General features: G+C 36.0%; 23 protein-coding genes and 1 other annotated feature (1 of these 24 only partly in view). Of the genes, 8 read left to right on the top strand and 15 right to left on the bottom strand.

The features are described 5' to 3' along the window. Positions 1–258: 258 nt before the first annotated feature. Positions 259–1,539 (top strand): S1C family serine protease, encoded by a 1,281-nt coding sequence (locus AC4BC3_RS01165; RefSeq protein ID WP_490466745.1) that lies wholly within the window; start codon positions 259–261, stop codon positions 1,537–1,539. A 71-nt stretch (positions 1,540–1,610) separates the two neighbouring features. Here AC4BC3_RS01165 and ytpR read toward each other — a convergent pair whose 3' ends face one another. From ytpR to pepA, 4 genes are all read right to left on the bottom strand, one after another. Beyond that, positions 1,611–2,216, bottom strand: coding sequence for a YtpR family tRNA-binding protein (ytpR, locus tag AC4BC3_RS01160; protein WP_206909441.1), 606 nt, complete (start codon positions 2,214–2,216; stop codon positions 1,611–1,613). Between the two features lie 193 nt (positions 2,217–2,409). Then, positions 2,410–2,871 carry a universal stress protein gene (locus tag AC4BC3_RS01155; protein WP_490466744.1) on the bottom strand — a complete coding sequence of 154 codons (462 nt, stop codon included), beginning with the start codon at positions 2,869–2,871 and terminating at the stop codon, positions 2,410–2,412. 21 nt (positions 2,872–2,892) lie between these two features. After that, a complete protein-coding gene (locus AC4BC3_RS01150; RefSeq protein WP_206909443.1) occupies positions 2,893–3,213 on the bottom strand; it encodes a thioredoxin family protein in 321 nt (106 codons plus the stop codon). Between the two features lie 147 nt (positions 3,214–3,360). After that, positions 3,361–4,440: a glutamyl aminopeptidase gene (gene pepA / locus AC4BC3_RS01145; protein ID WP_206899439.1), complete on the bottom strand. Its 1,080-nt coding sequence runs from the start codon at positions 4,438–4,440 to the stop codon at positions 3,361–3,363. A gap of 195 nt (positions 4,441–4,635) precedes the next feature. Here pepA and AC4BC3_RS01140 point away from each other — a divergent pair, with 195 nt between their 5' ends. The 4 genes from AC4BC3_RS01140 to AC4BC3_RS01125 all read left to right on the top strand — a co-directional run bounded on the left by AC4BC3_RS01140 (position 4,636) and on the right by AC4BC3_RS01125 (position 9,074). Continuing rightward, the gene (locus AC4BC3_RS01140) at positions 4,636–4,989 is read left to right on the top strand and encodes a PepSY domain-containing protein (RefSeq protein WP_490466743.1); all 354 of its coding nucleotides are present in this window, start codon (positions 4,636–4,638) and stop codon (positions 4,987–4,989) included. Between the two features lie 172 nt (positions 4,990–5,161). Continuing rightward, positions 5,162–6,109 carry a glycosyltransferase family 2 protein gene (locus tag AC4BC3_RS01135; RefSeq protein ID WP_206909445.1) on the top strand — a complete coding sequence of 316 codons (948 nt, stop codon included), beginning with the start codon at positions 5,162–5,164 and terminating at the stop codon, positions 6,107–6,109. A gap of 15 nt (positions 6,110–6,124) precedes the next feature. Beyond that, positions 6,125–7,900: a DUF6020 family protein gene (locus tag AC4BC3_RS01130; RefSeq protein ID WP_490466742.1), complete on the top strand. Its 1,776-nt coding sequence runs from the start codon at positions 6,125–6,127 to the stop codon at positions 7,898–7,900. Continuing rightward, positions 7,887–9,074, top strand: coding sequence for a hypothetical protein (locus tag AC4BC3_RS01125; RefSeq protein ID WP_490466741.1), 1,188 nt, complete (start codon positions 7,887–7,889; stop codon positions 9,072–9,074). Before AC4BC3_RS01130 ends, AC4BC3_RS01125 begins: the two co-directional genes overlap by 14 nt. 60 nt (positions 9,075–9,134) lie before the next feature. On the opposite strand, the gene pepV is transcribed toward AC4BC3_RS01125, so the two are convergent. Beyond that, positions 9,135–10,559: a dipeptidase PepV gene (gene pepV / locus AC4BC3_RS01120; RefSeq protein ID WP_206910120.1), complete on the bottom strand. Its 1,425-nt coding sequence runs from the start codon at positions 10,557–10,559 to the stop codon at positions 9,135–9,137. 145 nt (positions 10,560–10,704) lie between these two features. On the opposite strand from pepV, the gene AC4BC3_RS01115 reads away from it, so the two are divergent. From AC4BC3_RS01115 to AC4BC3_RS01105, 3 genes are all read left to right on the top strand, one after another. Continuing rightward, entirely contained in the window at positions 10,705–11,532 is an 828-nt protein-coding gene (locus tag AC4BC3_RS01115) for an NAD(P)H-hydrate dehydratase (protein WP_206910123.1), read from the top strand. 16 nt (positions 11,533–11,548) lie between these two features. Continuing rightward, a complete protein-coding gene (locus tag AC4BC3_RS01110; RefSeq protein WP_490466740.1) occupies positions 11,549–11,992 on the top strand; it encodes an acyl-CoA thioesterase in 444 nt (147 codons plus the stop codon). A 73-nt stretch (positions 11,993–12,065) separates the two neighbouring features. Then, positions 12,066–12,233, top strand: a complete 168-nt coding sequence (locus AC4BC3_RS01105; protein WP_172843716.1) for a hypothetical protein — start codon at positions 12,066–12,068, stop codon at positions 12,231–12,233. Between the two features lie 166 nt (positions 12,234–12,399). Here the strand turns inward: AC4BC3_RS01105 and AC4BC3_RS01100 are convergent, their stop codons facing one another. The 10 genes from AC4BC3_RS01100 to infC all read right to left on the bottom strand — a co-directional run bounded on the left by AC4BC3_RS01100 (position 12,400) and on the right by infC (position 20,559). Further along, entirely contained in the window at positions 12,400–12,822 is a 423-nt protein-coding gene (locus AC4BC3_RS01100; protein ID WP_206910127.1) for a PTS sugar transporter subunit IIA, read from the bottom strand. An 18-nt stretch (positions 12,823–12,840) separates the two neighbouring features. Continuing rightward, positions 12,841–14,766 carry an alginate lyase family protein gene (locus AC4BC3_RS01095; RefSeq protein ID WP_490466739.1) on the bottom strand — a complete coding sequence of 642 codons (1,926 nt, stop codon included), beginning with the start codon at positions 14,764–14,766 and terminating at the stop codon, positions 12,841–12,843. Between the two features lie 36 nt (positions 14,767–14,802). Next, the gene (locus tag AC4BC3_RS01090; protein WP_490466738.1) at positions 14,803–15,618 is read right to left on the bottom strand and encodes a PTS system mannose/fructose/sorbose family transporter subunit IID; all 816 of its coding nucleotides are present in this window, start codon (positions 15,616–15,618) and stop codon (positions 14,803–14,805) included. Further along, positions 15,608–16,423, bottom strand: a complete 816-nt coding sequence (locus AC4BC3_RS01085) for a PTS mannose/fructose/sorbose/N-acetylgalactosamine transporter subunit IIC (protein ID WP_206910132.1) — start codon at positions 16,421–16,423, stop codon at positions 15,608–15,610. The genes AC4BC3_RS01090 and AC4BC3_RS01085 overlap by 11 nt, the downstream gene beginning before the upstream one ends. Positions 16,424–16,442: 19 nt before the next feature. After that, a complete protein-coding gene (locus AC4BC3_RS01080; protein WP_206910134.1) occupies positions 16,443–16,946 on the bottom strand; it encodes a PTS sugar transporter subunit IIB in 504 nt (167 codons plus the stop codon). A gap of 22 nt (positions 16,947–16,968) precedes the next feature. Next, entirely contained in the window at positions 16,969–18,156 is a 1,188-nt protein-coding gene (locus AC4BC3_RS01075; RefSeq protein WP_490466737.1) for a glycoside hydrolase family 88 protein, read from the bottom strand. Positions 18,157–18,343: 187 nt separating this feature from the next. Next, on the bottom strand, positions 18,344–19,081 hold the full coding sequence (locus AC4BC3_RS01070; protein ID WP_490466736.1) for a GntR family transcriptional regulator: 738 nt from the start codon (positions 19,079–19,081) through the stop codon (positions 18,344–18,346). Between the two features lie 264 nt (positions 19,082–19,345). Then, positions 19,346–19,705 (bottom strand): 50S ribosomal protein L20, encoded by a 360-nt coding sequence (gene rplT / locus AC4BC3_RS01065; RefSeq protein ID WP_144776139.1) that lies wholly within the window; start codon positions 19,703–19,705, stop codon positions 19,346–19,348. Between the two features lie 57 nt (positions 19,706–19,762). Continuing rightward, positions 19,763–19,963: a 50S ribosomal protein L35 gene (rpmI, locus tag AC4BC3_RS01060; RefSeq protein ID WP_067483297.1), complete on the bottom strand. Its 201-nt coding sequence runs from the start codon at positions 19,961–19,963 to the stop codon at positions 19,763–19,765. A gap of 71 nt (positions 19,964–20,034) precedes the next feature. Beyond that, a complete protein-coding gene (gene infC, locus AC4BC3_RS01055; RefSeq protein ID WP_067483298.1) occupies positions 20,035–20,559 on the bottom strand; it encodes a translation initiation factor IF-3 in 525 nt (174 codons plus the stop codon). A gap of 43 nt (positions 20,560–20,602) precedes the next feature. Next, positions 20,603–20,661, bottom strand: a sequence feature (ribosomal protein L20 leader region); it runs 68 nt beyond the window's last position.

Genomic DNA, 20,661 nt, shown 5'->3' with positions numbered 1-20,661 from the left:
TTTTGATACAAACATATGTTTCTCCCATTTTTATCCACTTTATCAACACCCTGTGTATAACTTTCATACTTAGTTTTCCTCAATAAAAACAAAAAGTTTTGCACAACTACTGTGGAAAACAACAACTAAATTTTTTCATCTGTAAACAAATATTTTTCCTAAAGTTTTTCATAAAAAGTTCACAGTCTAAAAGTAGACTAAATTTATCAAATGAGTCTATACTAATGATAGATAAAAAAGTGAACGGAGGAGGAACACATGGATAAAAAAGATGTGACACCTAAAATGAAAAAAAATAATCAGGGATTTTGGAGAAAGTTAGGACTTGGCCTCGTTGGTGGTGTCCTTGGCGGATTGATTACTGCAGGTATATTTTATGGTGCTATGGGCTCGTCTTTTACAACTTCTTCAACCAGCGCAAGCGGCAATCAAAATTCTGCTGGTGAAACAGTCGTTGAGAATGTCAAAGTTAATGTTGAATCTGATATTACTAGTGCTGTTGATAAAGTACAAGGCGCTGTCGTTTCAGTCATCAATTTGCAAAACCAAAATCAATCAAGCGAATTCGGTCAGCTCTTTGGACAACAGGAACAAAGCAGTTCTGATGAGAATTTAGAAGCTTATAGCGAAGGTAGTGGTGTCATTTATAAGAAAGATGGAAACTCTGCCTATATCGTTACAAACAATCACGTAGTCGATGGCCAACAAGGTTTAGAAGTTTTACTGAAAGACGGAAGTAAAGTAAAGGCCGAATTAGTGGGAACGGATGCTTATTCTGACTTAGCAGTACTAAAAATCAATGCTGATAAAGTCGATACAGTTGCTTCATTTGGTGACTCTGAATCCTTAAAAGTTGGTGAGCCTGCTATTGCGATCGGTTCGCCACTTGGCTCAGCTTATGCTAACTCAGTAACTTCAGGTATCGTTTCTTCTTTAAATCGTCAAGTAACTAGTACCAACGAATCAAACGAAACAGTCAATATCAATGCAATCCAAACCGATGCGGCAATCAATCCTGGGAATTCAGGTGGTCCATTAGTAAACATTGAAGGACAAGTAATCGGAATCAACTCAAGCAAGATTGCTAGTACATCAGAATCTTCATCTGACGTAAATGTGGAAGGCATGGGCTTTGCAATTCCAAGTAATGATGTAGTGAATGTAATCAATCAATTAGAAAAAGATGGAAAAGTAACCCGTCCTGCACTAGGAATCACAATGGTCGACTTGTCTGCTATCTCTACACAACAACAAGAACAAGTATTGAAGATTCCAACTTCAGTGACAAATGGTGTCATCGTAACTAATGTTCAAGCAGCTACTCCTGCTGAAAAAGCAGGATTGAAACAATACGACGTTATCACTAAAATTGATGATACTGAAGTTTCTTCTGGCGTAGAGTTACAAACTGCACTTTACAAGAAAAAAGTTGGTGACAGTGTCAAAGTAACTTACTACCGAGGATCTGAAGAAAAAACTACTACGGTAGAATTGACAATCGATCAATCTTCATTGAAACAAAATAATTCAAATCAATAATAATGTGTAACAAAAAAGGTGGGACAAAACGAAACGACGTTTTGTCCCACCTTTTTCCATTCATTTAATTTCTATTTAGGAAATGCTTCACCAACAACTGCATCTTCTGGTAAGACTAAAATTCCTTTTTCTGTTGGCGCATCTGGCAAATGTAATTCGCGAGCCGAACAGATCATACCGTAGCTCTCTACGCCACGTAATGATCCAGGCCAAATCATCAAGCCATCAGGCATCATTGCGCCTGGTTTTGCCACAACCACTTTTTGTCCAGCTTCGATATTGGGCGCGCCACAAACGATTTGTAAAACATTTCCATTATCAACTTCTGTTTCTGTAATGGATAAATGATCAGAATCAGGATGTGGGACACATGTTTTAACATAGCCAACAACAATTTTAGGTTCATTATCCGCAATCAATGTCTCGGTAAAACCAGCTTCTTTAATCAAACGATTTAATTCCGCTAATTGTTCTTGGTTAATTGTTACTTGTCCATTTCCTTCAATAGCCAAATGATCAGAAATGTGGAAAAAGTTCCAAGCAACGATTTGACCAGAAGCATCTTTCACTTGAGCTACATTCCATTTCCGTTCAACTTTATTTTCAGTTCCTTTGTCGTCGGCTACAACTACCATTAAGGTATCTCCGACGTGTGCTTTGTTATAAGCAAAAATCATGTTCTTTCCTCCATTATCTCTTGCTGGGGTTTATCTTAACAAAAAAAACACACTTCTGCATGAGATTTTTTTCATTCGCGTCATGAAAAATGACCAAAAAAAGGGAGTGACAAAAGTCAACTTTTGAGTTTGCCACCCACTTTTTTCAACATAGTACTTTTCAACAATCATTGAGTAAAAGAAAGCGAAGATTCTATGCTTCCTCGTCTTTTTCTTCGGTCACAATCAATACATCACAAGGTGCTCGACGAATAACATGGCTAGCCACGCTACCGGTCATAAAACGTTCAACAGCATTTAAGCCAGATTGCCCAACCATGATAAGGTCAATCTGATATTTTTTTGGTAAATTAACAGCCATTGCTTCTTTAACTGACCCGTAAGCTATAATTCCTTCAATCTTTATATAGTCGACTGATTTTCCATAGTCTTTACAACTTTGAATCATTTCTTTAGCGTTTTCCGTTCCTTGATCGATCAAATTTTGATCCATTGGTGCATAACCCATAAAATTATAAAATTGTTGGTCAATCACGTTGGCCACATAAACTGTTCCGTTATTTCGACGAGCAACCTCTACTGCTTTTTTAAATGCAGCATTGGCTTGTTCGCTACCATCAATACCTACTAAAATATTTTTATACTCTTGATCCATTTCGACCCCTCCTAATAGATGTTAATCAACTGTGACACTTTTTAGGAAATCTTCAATCTCTTGCTTCGTTTTACGATTTTTATTCACTAATCGTCCTAACTCTTTACCATCTTCAATGACTACAAAACTAGGGATACCAAAAATACTCCAATTTGCAGCAATATCGATATATTTATCACGATCGACTTCAATAAAATGCCAATCAGAAAAATCTTGTTCAATTTCTGGTAGCTGTGGTTTGATAAAACGACAATCACCGCACCAATCGGCTGTAAAGAAAAATACGTTTTTTCCTTTTTCTACATAACTTGCTAATTCCTCTAGACTTTTTGGAATAATCATCCGTTTTCTTTCCTCCTACTATCATCTTTACTTAAATTATACACCTTTCTCACAAACTGACAAACGTTTGAAGATTTTTGTTTTGATAAAAAAATCTGATAAAATAGAAAATTTCTATCTTATCAGATTTCTTATATTTAGCTTCAATTATTTTCCGTAAACAATCGTATTTACAGTTGATTTGTCTAAGCCTTTCAGTGTTTGAATCAGCATTTCTCTTGCTGCTTCAAAGTCGCTGATGCTAAACATTGTTTGGTGTGTGTGGATGTAACGTCCTACTACGCCAATAACTGTACTTGGGATTCCTTCGTTTTGAGTATGAGCAGCACCTGCGTCTGTTCCACCTTTTGAAACAAAGTATTGGTACGGGATATTGTTTGTTTCTGCAACATCTAACAGATATTCACGTAAACGAGGCAACATGATCAAACCAGGATCTTGGATACGCATCAGTGTACCTTCGCCTAAGTGTCCAAAGGTTCCTTTTTTCGTTACAGTATCATCTGCAGCAGAGCAGTCTACCGCAAAGAATAAATCAGGTTTAAATTTATTGACAGATGCTTTTGATCCACGCAAGCCAACTTCTTCTTGCACATTCGCCCCTGCAATCAAAGTGTGGCCTAATTTTTCATTTTGTAACGCTTCTAGTGCTTCTAAAACCATTGTACAACCATAACGATTGTCCCAAGATTTGCTGATAATATTTTTCCCATTTGCCGTTTTGATCGTTTCAGCAAAAGGTACGATCGTATCACCAGGTAAGACGCCATAGCTCATGGCTTCTTCACGTGATTCAAATCCTGCATCAAATAAAATATCTGTTACTTCGACTGATTTTTGACCGCTTGTTCCACGTAGTAAATGTGGTGGAACTGATGAAGAAATACAAGGATAATTTTTACCAGATGATGTTTTCAAAGTAAAACGTTGTGCCGAAACAACATAAGGATTCCAGCCACCTAAAGGAACTACTTTAAATAAACCATTATCTTGGATTTGAGTTAGCATAAATCCAACTTCATCCATGTGTGCTGCCACCATTACTCGTGGTGCATCTGCATCTTCATGGTTACGCAACCCAAAAATGCCACCAAGACCATCTAGTTGTAACTCATCCACTAATGGTTCCATGTGTCCTTCCATGTATGCACGAATATCTTGTTCAAATCCACTTGTTCCTTGTAATTCAGTTAGTTCTTTAATACGTTGAAATGTTTTTTCTTCCATAATATATCGTCTAAATTTCAGACTAAACTCCTCTCAGACTTTTATTTGATCCATTCAAAAAAAGTTTTCTCCGAATAAATCGACGTTTTCATTATAACTTATTTTGCGAAAGATTGGTTATTTATTTCTGAGAAAAACCGAGAGTATGGTAGAATAAACCCAGATACATGAAGTGAAAGAAGGAGGATTACCTGAATGTCCAAAGAAAAAGACTACAATTATTTTAAAGGCGGATTAGTGCTTGGTGTTGGCCTTGGTCTCTTAACTGGTGTTGCTTCCACAGTCTGGTATCATCACAAAAAATCATTGACCGCGGATCAAGTCCTTTCCAAGATTAAAAATGCCTTTTTAAAAGAAGGCTCAATTGAAGGTTCATGGATCTCTTTTGAAAAAGAACCAATTAGAAAATTTGCGATCCACTCAAATGGTTATCGCGGGGGAATTTCTCGAATGGAAGATGGCGAAATCGTCTACTATGAATTCTTAGCCGATGCTCATACTGGAACTGTGTTAGATATTTCCCGAGAAAAGTATGAATCCACTTTTTAAGACGAAAAACACCTCTCCCTTAGAAAAAATCTGCATTTTTTCTAAGGGACTTTTTCGTTAAAAAATAACTTTACTTTTAGCAAAAATGATTTTTATCTATCTGAACTTATCTAGCATTCTAAGCTAATATACGTTATTCTTAAACTAGTTTTTAAATTAAGGAGAGTGCAACATGGAACAACGTGAAAAAATTGCTGTATTGATTCCCTGCTACAATGAAGAAGCAACGATTTCAACAGTTATTGCTGATTTTAAACGGGAACTACCTGAGGCAGATATTTATGTTTATGACAATAATTCAACCGACAAAACCTATGATCTTGCCATTCAAGGTGGCGCTATCGTCAAAAAAGAACCACGACAAGGTAAAGGAAACGTGATTCGCCAAATGTTTTTTGATATTGATGCCGATTATTACTTGATGGTTGATGGCGATGATACGTACCCAGCTGAAGCTGTTCATGGCTTATTAGAAAAATTACGTTCTGGTGAAGCTGACATGGTAATCGGTGATCGTTTATCAAACGGTACGTATTTTGATGAAAACAAACGGCCCTTTCATGATCTTGGTAATAACCTAGTCAAAAACTCGATCGCAAAATTATATAAAACAGACATTAAAGATGTTATGACTGGTTATCGCGGTTTCAATCGAATTTTCGTCAAAAGCTTTCCGATTATGAGCTCTGGTTTTCAAATCGAAACTGAATTAACGATCCATGCTTTGGATAAAAAATTCAAACTAGTCGAAGTACCAATTGACTACCGTGACCGCCCAGAAGGTAGCGAGTCAAAATTAAATACTTTTTCAGATGGTTTTAAAGTAATTATGATGATTATCAAGATGTGTAAAGACTACAAACCATTACTTTTTTTTGGTATTTGGACAATCCTTTTCTTCGTATTAGGTTTACTTGTAGGTATTCCAGTTATACGTGAGTTTATGGTGACAGGATTCATCGAACGTATTCCTTCTGCTATTCTGAGCACTGGGTTAATGACAATGGCTATGCTTTCTTTGATTACTGGTTTGATCTTAGATACTGTCGTGTCGAATGCAAAAAAAGAATACGAGCTGAATTTATACCATGTCTACCATGAACAACAAAAAGAAAAGTAGTTTGAGGAGGTTCGTATGAATTTAACTATCGCCTATCCTTTTTCTAAGTTTCTATTACTATTGGCTACTTTTTTCCTCTCATTTTTAACAGCTTACGGCTTTGGTTCACTGAATCCAGTAGTTATTATATCTCTAGTAGGATTACTTCTAATCGCATTGATGCAAGAAGGAAAACATCTGTTATCATTTAAACAACCTAGACTTGCTTTTTTAAATGTGATTTTTTCAATGATTTTTGCACTGACTTTAATGACTAAAAATCGGATTCATTTTGAAAGGGTCTCTGGAAACTATCACGAAACAACAATTGATTCTTTCGGTATTTTTCAATTCACACTTTTTGTTGCAATGTTATTTTATTTCTTTTTGATTTTACAATATGCACAAATCTTATTACCTAAGATGAAAGTGAAACTGGAAAGATTTGAAACTCAGTATTTTTCGTTTGGTAGATACTTCATCTTCTTCACACTACTTCTATTAATTTGTTGGAGTCCTTATGCGCTAACTTTATATCCTGGTGTAGTTTTACCTGATTCATTAAGTTCAGTCGCACAAGCGATGGGAGATCAATCAATAAATAATCATCATCCAGTTCTATTTACATTGATCGTAAAATTTTTCGTTCATGATTTGCCTACTAAGAGCATCAATCATGGCGTTTTCCTTTTTTCAATTATACAATCAATTCTTTTAGCAACTACCATCAGTTATTCTCTCTGCTGGTTACTAAAAAAGAAAGTGAATAAATTTGTCATTCTTCTCGCAACTAGTTACTTTGCTTTAGCACCTGTTTTTCCAATCTATGCATTGAATATGCAAAAAGATATTTTGTTTTCTATTGCATGTCTATTATTCTCGTTAACATTATTTGATTTTATCGTTGAGAGTAAAGTGAATTTCACAAGAAAATTAGTTATTATTTTGTTTGCTTTACTAACCACTTATCTAAGAAATAATGGGTTGTATGTTGTGGTGGGGACAGGAATTATTGCTCTAGTTATTTCACTCAAGAACCGACAAATCAAAGCCATTTCCCAAGTGATTGCAGGTTATCTTTTACTCACAGTCTTAGTTATTCAACCACTCATGACTAGATATGCAGTTCCAACAGCTTCCGCTGAACGATTAGGCGTACCAATGCAACAGATCACCAGAGCAATCGTTATGGATGGAGATTTAGCTAAAGATGATTTAGCCTTAATGGATAAAATCCTACCTCTACAAGACTATGAAGCTTATACACCAAGTCTAGCTGACTCCATTAAATGGCATAAAAATTTTAACAATACTTTCTTAGACGAACATAATAAAGAATTCTTACTCTTATGGGGTAGAAATTTACCAAAAAACCTTTCTATTTACACTGACGCTTATATTCTAGAAACATTTGGTTTTTGGGTTCCTGGCGTAAAAAATAACTATGGTTTTCTTGATACTCGTGTCAACACCAATAATTATGGTATCACTCAAATTAATTTAATTGAGCGTTTTATGGGTATCTCAAGCACAACAAAATTGATTGACGCACGAAATTTTTTGGGTTCTGGCACCTTATTATGGTTACTTATTTTTAGTGTTTTTCTTTTACTATCTCAAAAAAAATATCGATTTTTATTACTTCTATCACCAGGAATACTTGTCTTTCTAACTATCATGATTGCCACTCCTGTTGCGTTTAGCTTACGCTATGTCTTTATTTTAGCATTGGGGCTACCTATTTATCTTTTGATACCATTTATCAAATTTGATTTTGAAAAAAAAGAAGGAGTCGATTATGAAACTAATTAAAAAAACTACGATTATTTTCTTTTTATTAATTTTTAGTTATTGTCTAACTTTAACTATCGCTTATAGCATTCCAGATCGTTTTCTTTCGTCTCATGTAACCAGTTCAGTCAAAATATTTGAAAAAGAAGGCAATTATCCTACAATCAATTCAGCGAATGAAAATGGTACAAAATTAGATAATTTTACAGACAAGTTGATGGTAAAGAAATCAATTAAAGATCATAAATTATCCCTTGTAGAAAATATTATGTCGATAAACGGCTATCCTCGGTATTGGCATGGTTATCAAGTATTTTTACGTCCATTGTTAGCAGCTATGTCTCTTGGCAGTATCCGAATGATTTATGCTTCTCTTTTATTTCTTTTGATTGGAATTGTCTCCTACTTTTTAATAAAAAGAACAGACATTTATTTGGGGATTGCTTTCTTATTGTCGTTAGCTGCAGCTAACGTGTCAGTTTTCTTTTTCAGTATGCAGTTTTCAAATATTTTGATTCTGACCTTATTCGCTTTATTATTACTTTTAGTAAAACCAAAACTATTTCAAGACAAAAGTAGCATTCTTCTTTATTTTTTTAGTATTGGTTCTCTAGCAAACTTTTTTGATTTACTAACAACACCTTTGATTTCTTGGGGAATTCCGATTGTTGTCCTTTTCTATCTAAATAGTAAAGATGTTAAAAAGCAGGATACTTCTTTAGGCAAAAAAATAGAAATATTCTTATCCACTGGTTTTTTCTGGTCAATCGGCTACGGCTTAACTTGGTTGAGTAAATGGATCATTTCTTCAGTCATTCTTAAACAAAATATCGTAAAGGATGCTTTCAATCAGATTCTTTTTCGAACAGAGGGAAATGAAAAATATCCTTTACATCGATTAGCAATGCTTAAGGACAACTTCACTTTAATGTATCCTAAAGTAATTATCTTATTGTTAGCAATAACCTGTTTTATTTTCCTATATCTTGCATATAAAAACCGAACAGAGCATTTACCGTTTCAATTTGTTTTAGTGTTCTTACTTATTGCCATCACACCTTATATTTGGTATAACGTTTTAGCTAACCACTCACAAATCCATCATTGGTTTACTTATCGGACACAAATCGTCACCACGTTTGCTATATTAGGTGGTTTTGCTTGCCTTATTCCACCTAAAAAAATAGTCAAATAAAAAGGTGAGACAGAAAAAATTCTGTCTCACCTTTTTATTTTAGTTGACTAATCACAACTTTTACTTCGCCAAACGATAAATGGCATCTGCATAAATTGCAGTTGCTCTGAACAAGTCATCGAGGCTCATAAATTCATTTGCCTGGTGCATTGTATCTGTATAGCCTGGGAACATTGCCCCATAAGCAACACCACGTTTTAATAAGCGGCCATAAGTCCCACCACCAATGATTTGTTCATAGCCTTTTTCACCAGTGTGATCTTCATAAACTTGTAAGAGTGTTGCAACCAATGGATCATCCATTGGCACATAATGTGGTTCCATTACACGCGCGCCACGTGTAACAGTAGCACCTTCCATCCCAACTGTTTTTTCTACGCCGATTTCTAATCCTTCAACAGTTACTCCTTTAGGGAAGCGGAAGTTCATATTGATGAAGTTTTCTGCTTGTGTGCTTTCTTCGTCTGCTTTAAACGCAAATAATCCAGCATTCATCGTTAGTTTGCCCATTTTTTCATCTTCATAAGCCACACCTAATTTTTCACCATAAAAATCTTCATGGACATAAGCAGCGGCTACATGGATAAATTGTTTCGCAGCACCACCAAAAGCATAAGTATCTAAGAATGTTGCTAAAAATGTTCCTGCATTGATTCCTGATTGAGGGCTTGCACCATGGGCACCTTTTCCGACTAATTCAATTGATACGAATGTTCCATCTGCTTCAATCATTCCGCTAACAGGATTTGCTTCCGTAAATTTGAAGAATGCTTCTTCCATTGCGATTGCAGCATCAGTATTCGGTACTTCAAGTTTTGCTTCAGCTGTTCCTGGAACCATGTTTTCACGCAAACCAGAAGTGAAAGATTTTAAAACATAGTCGCCTGCATTATTTCCTTGGAAGTGCAGTCCTAAAGAAACATTTCCTTTTTCACCATTGATAATTGGAAATTCTGCATCTGGAGAAAAACCAAAATCAGGCTCTTCTTCATGTTCGAAGTAGTACGCCATGTCGCCCCAGCCACTTTCTTCATCACTACCAACAACAAAGCGAACTTTTTTAGATAATTTCAAGTCTAAATCTTTGATAATTTTCATTGCATAATAAGCAGCCATACTTGGACCTTTGTCGTCACTTGACCCACGAGCAAAGATTTTTCCATCTTTGATTACTGGTTCATAAGGATCGGTATCCCAACCATCACCAGCAGGAACAACGTCCATGTGACCAAAGATACCTAACGTTTCATCGCCTTCACCCATATCAATATGTCCCGCATAATTATCAACGTTTTTCACTACAAAACCATCGCGTTCACCATAAGCAAGCATATGTTTTAATGCGTCACGTGGGCCAGGACCAAATGGTGCATCTTCCGTCACCTTAGAATCATCACGTTCACTGTTGACGCGTAATAAATTTTTTAAATCTTCAAGCAAATCTTCTTTACGTGCTTCTACTTCTTTTTGCCAATCAATTGTCATAAAGTTAATCCTCCACCTTATTAAGTCTTCGTGTTTTATGATACCATAAAATCAAGAAAAAAATAGTTCAAAAAGTCTGACAATTTCGTCAGTTTGCCGTTCCTTACAAATACTCGAATCGTTCAACTTATTGGAGGGATATTTAATGATTCTTGATGAACAACTATTACGAGAGGTAATTACTAAACGGCCTAGTCACTCTCACAAAGGTACTTTTGGTCGAGTTGTTTTGATTGGAGGAAATCAGCAGTATGGTGGCGCAATTATCATGAGTGCTTTAGCTGCAGTTAATAGTGGCGCTGGGTTGACCACGGTTATAACCGATGAGAAGAACCATGCTCCACTCCATGTTCATCTTCCTGAGGCAATGGTTGTTGACTGGCAGGATCAAGCGACTTGTCTAACAGCCATTCGACAAGCTGATGTGGTATTGATTGGTCCAGGATTAGGTACTTCTGCTCTCAGTTTAGGTTTACTCCAAACAATTTTAGAAGTTCAAACAAAACAACAGTGGTTAGTTATTGACGGTTCTGCATTAACTTTGCTTGCTGAAACAAAACTTTCTTTACCTTACCCTGAGCATACTGTATTAACACCGCATCAAATGGAATGGCAACGTCTAAGCGGTATTTCTATTGCTGCGCAAACAGACCGTTCAAATCAAGAGAAACAAAGCGAACTGGGCGCGATTCTTGTTGTTAAAAGTCATCAAACTACTATTTATAATAAAGATAATATCTATTATAATCAGGCTGGGTCTGCAGCAATGGCAACCGGAGGAACTGGTGATACCTTGGCAGGAATGATCACGGCTTTTCTTGCCCAATTTTCTAAAAACGATCACACGGTCGCAGCCGCGGTTTATTTACACAGCTTGATTGGAGATCACTTAGCACAAACACACTATGTCGTACTGCCGACACTGATTAGCCAAGCCATTCCACAATGGATGGCACACTTTTGTACAGAATAAAAATAGGAGTTTGATTATGGACAAATTTACAGGATATCTTCGTACACCTTTTTACTACGAAACGGATCAAATGGGGATTATTCATCACAGCAATTATATTCGCTGGTTTGAAGAAGCTCGTGTCGCATTACTGAATCACCTTGATTTTAGTTACCAAAAAATTGAAGAAACTGGAATAATTATTCCCGTCCTTGAAGTCAGTTGCCAATATAAAGAAATGATTCGCTATGGCGAGTCAGTTATTATTTATCCAACAATTGAAAAATATACTGGTACACGCTTAGACTTTAGTTATCAGATTTATGGTACTGAAGATCAAAAATTACGCACGATTGGCAGCAGCAGACATTGTTTTCTCTCCGCAGAAAATCAGCGTTTATTAAAGCTTAGTCGAATTCTGCCAACACTTGATGCACGTTTTAAAAGCTACGCAAAATTGGACAATGCCAAAGAAAAATAAAAAATGTCCAAGCATTTTTCTTGTTTTATACCGTCAAGTTCGTATAATTATAAGAAAAAAGCAGGTGATGAGCATGTACGTTGTTAAAGTATTACATGGTTATATTGACAAAACTGGCTGCCGCACTCGTGAAAAGAATCCTGACAATCTACTCGTTTTTAAAGACAAAAAGAAATCTGAAACTTTCGCCAAACAAATCGGTGGTCGCGTGAAGCTCTTGCAAGAGATGCGCCCTGACTAAAAAATACTTAAACCACATCTATCAAGCAATACTCTTATCTATTGAGTATTGCTTTTTTCTTTCATAGATAAATAATAAAACCCCACTCATCTGAGCGGGATTTTATTATTTATTCAAACTTAATTTCTCTAGTCATTTGACAAATGTCAGTTTCCAATAAACAACATTAGATTCCTGACTCAGAAATTTCTTCTATCAAAGTCTTAGTGTTCTGACTAAACAGCGTGATATTATCTTTACCAGACTGCAAAACTAGCTGGCATAATTCAGCTGGTTCTTTAACCGATTCTCTCAACAAACTTGCTTCCAGTAACATCCCTAGATTGGTACCACTCAATACAAAAACCTGATTTTTTGTAATGGCTAATTCTACACAAATTTTAAACGGCGTGCCTCCCAATAAATCAGTAAAACAGATGACACTATCCTTTGTCTGTAGTTCTAACTCAATTTTTTTACGATAAGATTCCACTGTTTCTTCTGCGCTAAAAGGAACGATGGTTAATTCTTCAAGAGATCCTGCAATCATTGTCAATGCACTTTTCATCCCAATTGAGAAATCATTATGTCCTGTTATCAAAAATTTCATGTACTATCTCCTATCCTTTTACTTTATTCTTTGCATTCTTTCATCCTGATCAATTAGTACGACCTGACCATAAAAGAATTGGTCGAATTCACTAACCAGCAGTTTATTTCCGCTAACAATATCTTCTTGCAGTATGAACAGATCAAACTTCTCCTTTTGGTTCTCCAATCTTAAGCCAATTGCTTGATCAAATTTTTTTGTTTCACCAACCTGTTTGACTTCTACTGGAGAAATTTTGACATCTGTTGGACTGATTACAGTCACCCAAGTATGAGCTGTTTCTTGGCATTGAACTTTGTTTTCGATTCGTTGATGCGTAGTCAGTTGGTTATATATCTCTGAACTTTCAGCAGTTTCTTGCATCGTTTGTCCTTCAGAAAAATGAATCTTGTACTGATTTTCCTTGATTTTTATATGAACTTGATTATCCATTTTTTGAGAAGTAACTATTGAGGATAAATTATAACTAGAAGTTACCTCAGTATTTTTTTGACCAGAAAAGTTATCTAAAATGATTAAAGAATTTATTTTTTCTAAATATAAAAATCGTCGTTCAAAAATCGTCCATTCTTGATCACTCTTAGCAGACCAACCACATTCAGCAAAAAAACCTTCAGGAATATTTCGTATGTTATGGAATAGTGGCTTTGGTAATTTATCATATCCCCAAGTGTCCCTAATTATAGTATGTGGTTCCTTAGCAACAAATAACGTATTATGGGCAGCTAGCTCCTTTAATTGAATTCTTTGTTCACTATTTACATAAGTATAGCGACCGCTATCAACGATTATATCCTGTCCATCCAGCTGTAAAGTAAAGCTACCTATTGACGCATGCCCATGACCGCTACCATGTAGACCATTGAAAAGTGTAAAATAAATATCTTGATCTTTGTACACCATCATTCCACTATCTCGACCGGCAAAAATAGGAGCTAGTTTTATGCCTACTGATGGATAATCAGAATACAAGCTCCCTGTCCAAAGGACTGCCAGATTCGAATCCTTTTTCCTCTTTTTTAAAAAGCCTAGATTTCGATAAATAGCATAAACGTAATGAAAATCCACGTGATCACTATCATTCAATGGAAGCAACTTTTCTTGATTATCAGCTAAATAGTAAGTAGTTTGGATAGGTTGAGCTAATTTTCCCCTTAAATCTATAGGAAGAGGCTGCTCAAGATACTCTGAAATCTGTAATAAATAAACATAAGTCATGATAACCTCATGTTGATAGAGCGGGCTTTGCTCCCAATGCATACCGTCATCATAAAACTGTAAATCAAGTTGTTCCGTCAATCGCTTCCAGATGAATGCTCTTTGCGTTTCTGTTACCAAGTCTGGGAAAAACAAGTCTACCGCAGCCATCCCTCCGATTGCTAGAACACCCCAATTACTCAGACGATATTTATCAATGTAACTATTCTCTAAAATTACAAGATGTTCTTGGATTGACCGGTGTAACATTTTTTCAACTTCCGCATTTTTCATGTGTGAAATGGGAAGATAAGTTAAACTTTTCATCCAATTAGTTAAACGCAGACCAACATCTAGCGGGCGCCAACTATTTTCATTCGCTGGACTATCGCTTTCGCAGTTTGTAATAAAATCCAACAGTAGCATTGTCCATTTCTCCATATAGCATTGCTCTTTTGTTAAAGCATAGCATTGTGCTAGATCCACCATAAACCCATGTCTGCTAAGCATGAATAACCATTCTGGATCCTCTTCAGGAAAATTATTCCAACCAGCATTCTTCAATGAATAAGGTGTTGAACATGCTTCCATATCCATTGCATCAGTATAAATAATCTGATCGTTCATTAAGAAATCTACTCGAGCAAACAATGGTTCTAAAAATTTTTTTTGTTGCTCAGCATAATTTGACACCCAATCATCTTTGAAAAATTTCTGTTGGTATGTCTCAACTCTTTGAAAGTCCACTCTCTTCTCCTTTTTTCTTCAATGACTTCAAATTGCCTACGCCAAAATGCCAAATACAGATGCTAAGATACCAATTGCAAATAACAGTACCAATAGCTGATATGTGTTCCATTTTTTCTTTTTAATCAAATAAAACACAAGGATAGTAAGTAGAACAGCCAACATATTCGGCATAATTTTGTCCAGTATATCTTGAATAGCAATGACTTGTTTTTCTCCCGACTCCACTTTACTAGCGTATTGAATAGCAATATTAGCTTTTACAAACGATGTGGCTAAGCCTGAGATAACTGTTACTCCTACGATATTTGCAGCAGCAGAGATTTTTCCAATTCGATCACTTAATGTTTCAATAACACTAGTGCCTAATTTGAATCCCAAATAGCCCATAAGAATTTTAATTGCTAGCATCGTCACTACCATTGAGAACCAAAAGCCCATTGGAGCGAATCCCAGACCATCCAATGCTAACCCTGCAAATAACGTTGAGAATAAGGGAGCAATCCCAAACTGAGCGATAGAATCTCCAATTCCTGACATCGGACCCATGAGTGCCATTTTGATACTGCGAGTATCCGAGATACTTTGATCATTATCATACATCGCTAACTGCATACTAGTGATAAACGGTACCATTTGAGGATTTGTATTGTAGAATTCTAAATTGGCTGTTGCTGTTTCTTTTAATTTTTCTGGATCGTTTTTATAGATTTTCTTCAAAGCAGGCATAATCGTATTTAAATAACTCACACCTTGGTAAGAGGTATAGTTAAACGCATTTTGTAGAAAGTATGACCGAAGAGCAGTCATCATATAATCTTTTTGTGTCAATTTAAGGTTTTTAGATTCCATTACTGAAGTCCTCCTCTTCATCTAATAAACTTTGATTGTTTGCTACTAAGCTTTTCTCTCCTACAGGCGTTTTATCTTTTCCATAATACTGGATCAGTGCAAAAACTGCACCAACCATTGCAACTGCCATCGTTGGTAACTCAAGATATGCTACACAAACATAACCTAACAGCACATATGGAATCAGACTTTTTTCTAACATGACAGACATGATCATTGCAAAACCAATCGCTGGGATAAGCCCACCAGCTACTGAGAAACCATTAATCAACCACTGAGGTAGCGCTTCCACAAATGCTTGTAATCCTGGACGGCTCAATGCTGCCAGTATACCAATGAGGAACCCTGCTAAAGCAAACGCAATATAAGTTGAGTGAGAAATAAGTGTGAATTTTTTAAATTGTCCACTTTCAATAGCATTTTTAGACCACTTAGCACTTCCTGAAAAGAACGTATACAATGCAGTTGTCACTAATTGGAATAAAACTGCAAATGGAAATGACAATGCTAACGCAGACTCAGCTGTTACACCTTGATCTCTCAACGTAATCGCCATAATCGTCCCAACAATTCCCGGACCCACTGGATTTGGTGGAACTGTTCCACCCGCACCTACACCAAATCCCATGTAAGCTAACTCTGCTAAGGCACCAAATTTCAAAGCTGTTGGAATATCTCCTAAAACAACGCCAACAAAAAAGGACATGACCAGTGCTCGGTTCGTATAGATTCCCAATAATTGTCCAGAATAACAAAATGCAGTAATTAATCCTATAAGTATTCCTTGTACTAATGTAATCTCCATTTTTTATTTCCTCTCTAAATTAGCTGTTTTTAATTTTTTCCATTAGAGCATCTAAATGCTGCGAGCCATCATTAGACATTGGCGACGTTTTGGTAGTAAATATCACGTGATGTTCATTTTTCAATTTTTTCAAGTCATTTTTGTCTTCTTCACCCAAATAGATAAATTGAGAAATTTTTTCTTTTCCTTCAGCAGCATGAATGTTCCCAATATTTAGTTGTTCCATTGGGAAACCTAATTCGCAAAGTTTTAACGCATCGTGTAAATTTTCAACAACCACAAAAATCGTTTGATGCGGAGCTGCTTTCCAAATCACTTCGGCAGTTCGTGCAATTGTCCAAAATCGAACGTTGATATCTTTAGGTAAAACTGTCTTCATTAAAATTTGTTGTACACTATCTTCGGCTGCTTTATCATTTGCACAAATCACTAAATTGACTCCTAAGCTTTTGATCCACAGTTGCCCTTGTCCATGTATCAGACGTGCATCTACTCGTACCATTTTTACATTTGGTTTATCCATATTTTTCCCTCCTGTTATTGTTCTACCAATACATTTTCCAGTCTTTTTTGAATCGAACTAAAGCCTCCAAGTAAAAATAATCTCCCCAAATATTCCCTTCATTTACTCCTTTGCCACTATGCCATGAATACACACCTTCATTTATTAAAGCTGTAATACCTTCCGTTTTAGATTCCGTATAATTTTCGATTAAGCTTTTCAGCATTGAATGTTGTGCATACTTGTAAACCAATTTGGATTGATTTGCTTCAGGTAAAAATTTATCCATCAAATTCATTCCACAAACAGCAATGGCTGTTGCCGAAGTATCTCTGGGTTGATTGGAACCATCTGTAAAAATCAAATCCCAATAACTTACAAAATCTTTTGGTAGCCGATTTAAAAAATAATTTGTGACTGCTTCAAATAATTCAGTATTCTGTTCATTTGGACAATAAGAACGAAAAAGTGCAATTCCATAAATTAACCAAGATTGTCCACGTGCCCAGCTTGATGAATCTGAATAGCCTTGACGTGTTTTTCCATAAAGAGGCCGTCCATCTTTCGTATCAAAAAAGAATGTATGATAAGCAGAAGAATCTTCCCGAATTGCATGTTCAATAGTCGTATAGTAGTGCTTGATTGCGACTTCACGATACTTTTTGTCTTCCGTCACTTCTGTTGCCCAAAAAAGTAATGGAATATTTAAAAGGCAATCGACAATCAAACGGTAATTATCTTGTTTTCCTAACTCCCCCCATGCTTGAATAAATTGCCCTTTCTCTTGGTAACGTGACAATAATTTTTCTGCTGCCTTTAAAGACACTTGCTTGGCTTGCTGGTCATCCATAAGTTTGTAGGCACTCACACAAGACAAGCTGTACAGAAAACCCAAATCATGATGATCAATCTCAATATTCTGATCCATCCGATGAATAAAACTTTGAACATTTTTTTCTGCCATTTGTTTAAAATCTTCATCCTGTGCAACTTCATAGCAAAGCCAGAGAATGCCTGTCCAAAAACCATTTGTCCATTCCGTATTGGCCATTGGTACATACGAATTATTCTTAGTCGCTGGTGTAGGATATTGATCATTCAATTGAGAAATATTTTTTTTCACTTTCCTCACCACATCAGCTATCGCTTGATCAATCACTTCTTCTGAAATCAATCCTTGACCAAAGTATCTCTCACTAGACAATAACTTTTCTCTCTTTTTTTCCTTCAAAAAAATCCCTCCATCACTTAACGTGTTAACCGGTGTAAAAACATCTTAGCTTATTTTTCATTCTTTGTAAACCCTTTCTTTTTCAGAAGGTAATTTGCTTATTTTATTTTTTATACAAAAAAAAACACTGAAAAGGGTTGATAACTTCTCAGTGTTTGAAACATTCAATTATTTTTCTACTAAAAAATTATTCTCCAACAATTTCAATTTGATAGAAATCTGGATGGATAAAACTTCGACTGTACTCAATCGGTATGCCATCATTTCCTGAAATCAAACGCCGAATGTCAAATAAAGAATAGATTTTTTCGTCACCAAAACTTTTATCAATCAGCTTTAGTGGTTCAAGTTCTTTCATTCCCTCTCTTAATAAAATCGTTCGAACTTCCATAGTCATCGGAAGGTTCGACATGTGTCCAACTAACCCAAGTTCTTCTGACAGACTTGCGCCATTCACCCAACGTTCTAAAGAATCTTTTGCCAATTTATCTCGAAAAAGATACCGATTTTGTATTTTCCATGGACGATCGTTAGTCAATGCAATCTGACTTATTTTTACTAGCGTTCTTTGCCCCGTTTTATCCCCCAGTTGTTGTGCAATATACTTGTCCTTTATTTGTCCAAAATTCAAAGTGATCGTTTTTTCAATTGAGTTTTTCTTAGGATCATTTGGTAAAGAAAGCTGTTCAGAAAAAAAGACCTTTCTGTGTTTCAGATTTTTTCTAACAAAAGTCCCTTCTCCTTGGCGACGAATCAAGTAACCTTCATTGACCAAATCATTTAATGCTTTTACTACTGTTGTGTTACTGACGCCATAGATTTTTTTTAAATCACCTTCTGAGTAAATTTTTTCACCTGCACTAAATTCTCCTGATTCAATTTTTTTGATAATATCCTGTTTGATTATTTCGTACTTGGATGCCATGTTATTCTCCCTTAACCTGTTAACCGTTTATTTACATGATAAATAATTTTTCGTTTTCTGTAAATAGATTGCTTGACTGTGAGAATAGATCGACTAACGTTTCCTCGTAACTTTTAAGTAGATCAACATTTATGTGAAAATAACAATTTACGTTACTTGATAAAAACTGCAAAAAAAAATCAATTTAAGCAGTCTCTGCCTAAATTGATTTTAACTTAGTTACTTAACTAGAATTTCATCAAGAATACTTAACGAAAATCTGAATTATTTAGCTAAAGCGTCTTTTGCTTGGTCAGCTAATGCAGTAAATGCTGCTGCATCGTTTACAGCCAAGTCAGCTAACATTTTGCGGTTGATGTCGATTTCAGCTAATTTCAAGCCGTGCATCAATTTTGAGTAGCTTAAGCCATTCATACGAGCCGCTGCGTTGATACGTGCAATCCACAATTTACGGAAGTCGCGTTTCTTTTGACGACGATCGCGATATGCGTAGTTGTATGAATTCATTACTTGTTCTTTTGCTGTTTTAAATAAAGTGTGTTTTGAACCGTAGTAACCTTTTGCTAGTTTTAGCATTCTTTTACGACGTTTACGAGTTACTGTTCCACCTTTAACACGTGCCATGTTTAATTCCTCCTAAAAATAAATCTTCTCATTGAAATTTTTCTAAATTTGCGTTGCTTATTTCATTTTTGCTAGTTGTTGACGGATACGTTTGAAATCGCCACTAGCAACCATACGTGCTTTACGCAATTGACGGCGTTGTTTTTTTGTTTTGCCGTGGAAACGGTGACTTGTAAACGCGCGGTAACGTTTCAATCCGCCTTTACCAGTACGTTTGAATCGTTTTGCTGATCCGCGGTGTGTTTTTTGTTTTGGCATGACTATATTTCCTCCTCAAAATCTTTCGTTATCCGACCATTGACTGTTCAACAATCAGTTAGTCATTCAAATTACTTACTGTCGTTTTTCGGTGCCAGCGTCAAGAACATGCTGCGTCCGTCCATTTTCGCTTTTTGTTCCACTGTTGCAATATCAGCAGTTTCTTCAGCTAAGCGATTTAAGACTTTTTGACCAATCTCTTTATGGGTAATGGCACGGCCTTTAAAACGGATAGAAGCTTTCACTTTATCGCCTTTTTCTAAGAACTTACGTGCATTACGAAGTTTTGTATTGAAGTCATTTACGTCAATTGTCGGACTTAAACGTACCTCTTTAACATTGATCACTTTTTGTTTTTTACGCGCTTCACGGTCTTTCTTCTGTTGTTCAAAACGGAATTTACCGTAGTCCATGATTCGCGCAACTGGTGGTTTCGCACCTGGGGCAACTAACACAAGATCCAAGTTTGCTTGTTCAGCAATTTGTAATGCTTCTGCTTTTGTTTTAACACCTAACTGCTCGCCTTCTGAACCGATCAATCGTAATTCTCGTGCACGAATGCCGTCGTTAACCATCATATCCTTTGCTATGGTCATTCACCTCCAAATATTATGAGAGAAAGAAAAGCTTACCGAATTTTCGGTAATAAAAAAACGAGTTCTTTTTATCAGAACCCGCGCATAATCCACCTAAATAAC

It is taken from the genome of Enterococcus sp. AAFC-DPL-6103 (genome assembly GCF_058216595.1).
The sequence above is the reverse complement of the archived record's forward strand: the minus strand, read 5'-3'. Positions and strand labels throughout refer to the sequence as shown.

Bases quoted from the DNA above. Each gene is read 5' to 3' on its own strand.
- AC4BC3_RS01165 (WP_490466745.1), top strand. From the start codon at position 259: ATGGATAAAAAAGATGTGACACCTAAAATGAAAAAAAATAATCAGGGA.
- ytpR (WP_206909441.1), bottom strand. From the start codon at position 2,216: ATGATTTTTGCTTATAACAAAGCACACGTCGGAGATACCTTAATGGTA.
- AC4BC3_RS01155 (WP_490466744.1), bottom strand. From the start codon at position 2,871: ATGGATCAAGAGTATAAAAATATTTTAGTAGGTATTGATGGTAGCGAA.
- AC4BC3_RS01150 (WP_206909443.1), bottom strand. From the start codon at position 3,213: ATGATTATTCCAAAAAGTCTAGAGGAATTAGCAAGTTATGTAGAAAAA.
- pepA (WP_206899439.1), bottom strand. From the start codon at position 4,440: ATGGAAGAAAAAACATTTCAACGTATTAAAGAACTAACTGAATTACAA.
- AC4BC3_RS01140 (WP_490466743.1), top strand. From the start codon at position 4,636: ATGTCCAAAGAAAAAGACTACAATTATTTTAAAGGCGGATTAGTGCTT.
- AC4BC3_RS01135 (WP_206909445.1), top strand. From the start codon at position 5,162: ATGGAACAACGTGAAAAAATTGCTGTATTGATTCCCTGCTACAATGAA.
- AC4BC3_RS01130 (WP_490466742.1), top strand. From the start codon at position 6,125: ATGAATTTAACTATCGCCTATCCTTTTTCTAAGTTTCTATTACTATTG.
- AC4BC3_RS01125 (WP_490466741.1), top strand. From the start codon at position 7,887: ATGAAACTAATTAAAAAAACTACGATTATTTTCTTTTTATTAATTTTT.
- pepV (WP_206910120.1), bottom strand. From the start codon at position 10,559: ATGACAATTGATTGGCAAAAAGAAGTAGAAGCACGTAAAGAAGATTTG.
- AC4BC3_RS01115 (WP_206910123.1), top strand. From the start codon at position 10,705: ATGATTCTTGATGAACAACTATTACGAGAGGTAATTACTAAACGGCCT.
- AC4BC3_RS01110 (WP_490466740.1), top strand. From the start codon at position 11,549: ATGGACAAATTTACAGGATATCTTCGTACACCTTTTTACTACGAAACG.
- AC4BC3_RS01105 (WP_172843716.1), top strand. From the start codon at position 12,066: ATGTACGTTGTTAAAGTATTACATGGTTATATTGACAAAACTGGCTGC.
- AC4BC3_RS01100 (WP_206910127.1), bottom strand. From the start codon at position 12,822: ATGAAATTTTTGATAACAGGACATAATGATTTCTCAATTGGGATGAAA.
- AC4BC3_RS01090 (WP_490466738.1), bottom strand. From the start codon at position 15,618: ATGGAATCTAAAAACCTTAAATTGACACAAAAAGATTATATGATGACT.
- AC4BC3_RS01085 (WP_206910132.1), bottom strand. From the start codon at position 16,423: ATGGAGATTACATTAGTACAAGGAATACTTATAGGATTAATTACTGCA.
- AC4BC3_RS01080 (WP_206910134.1), bottom strand. From the start codon at position 16,946: ATGGATAAACCAAATGTAAAAATGGTACGAGTAGATGCACGTCTGATA.
- AC4BC3_RS01070 (WP_490466736.1), bottom strand. From the start codon at position 19,081: ATGGCATCCAAGTACGAAATAATCAAACAGGATATTATCAAAAAAATT.
- rplT (WP_144776139.1), bottom strand. From the start codon at position 19,705: ATGGCACGTGTTAAAGGTGGAACAGTAACTCGTAAACGTCGTAAAAGA.
- rpmI (WP_067483297.1), bottom strand. From the start codon at position 19,963: ATGCCAAAACAAAAAACACACCGCGGATCAGCAAAACGATTCAAACGT.
- infC (WP_067483298.1), bottom strand. From the start codon at position 20,559: ATGACCATAGCAAAGGATATGATGGTTAACGACGGCATTCGTGCACGA.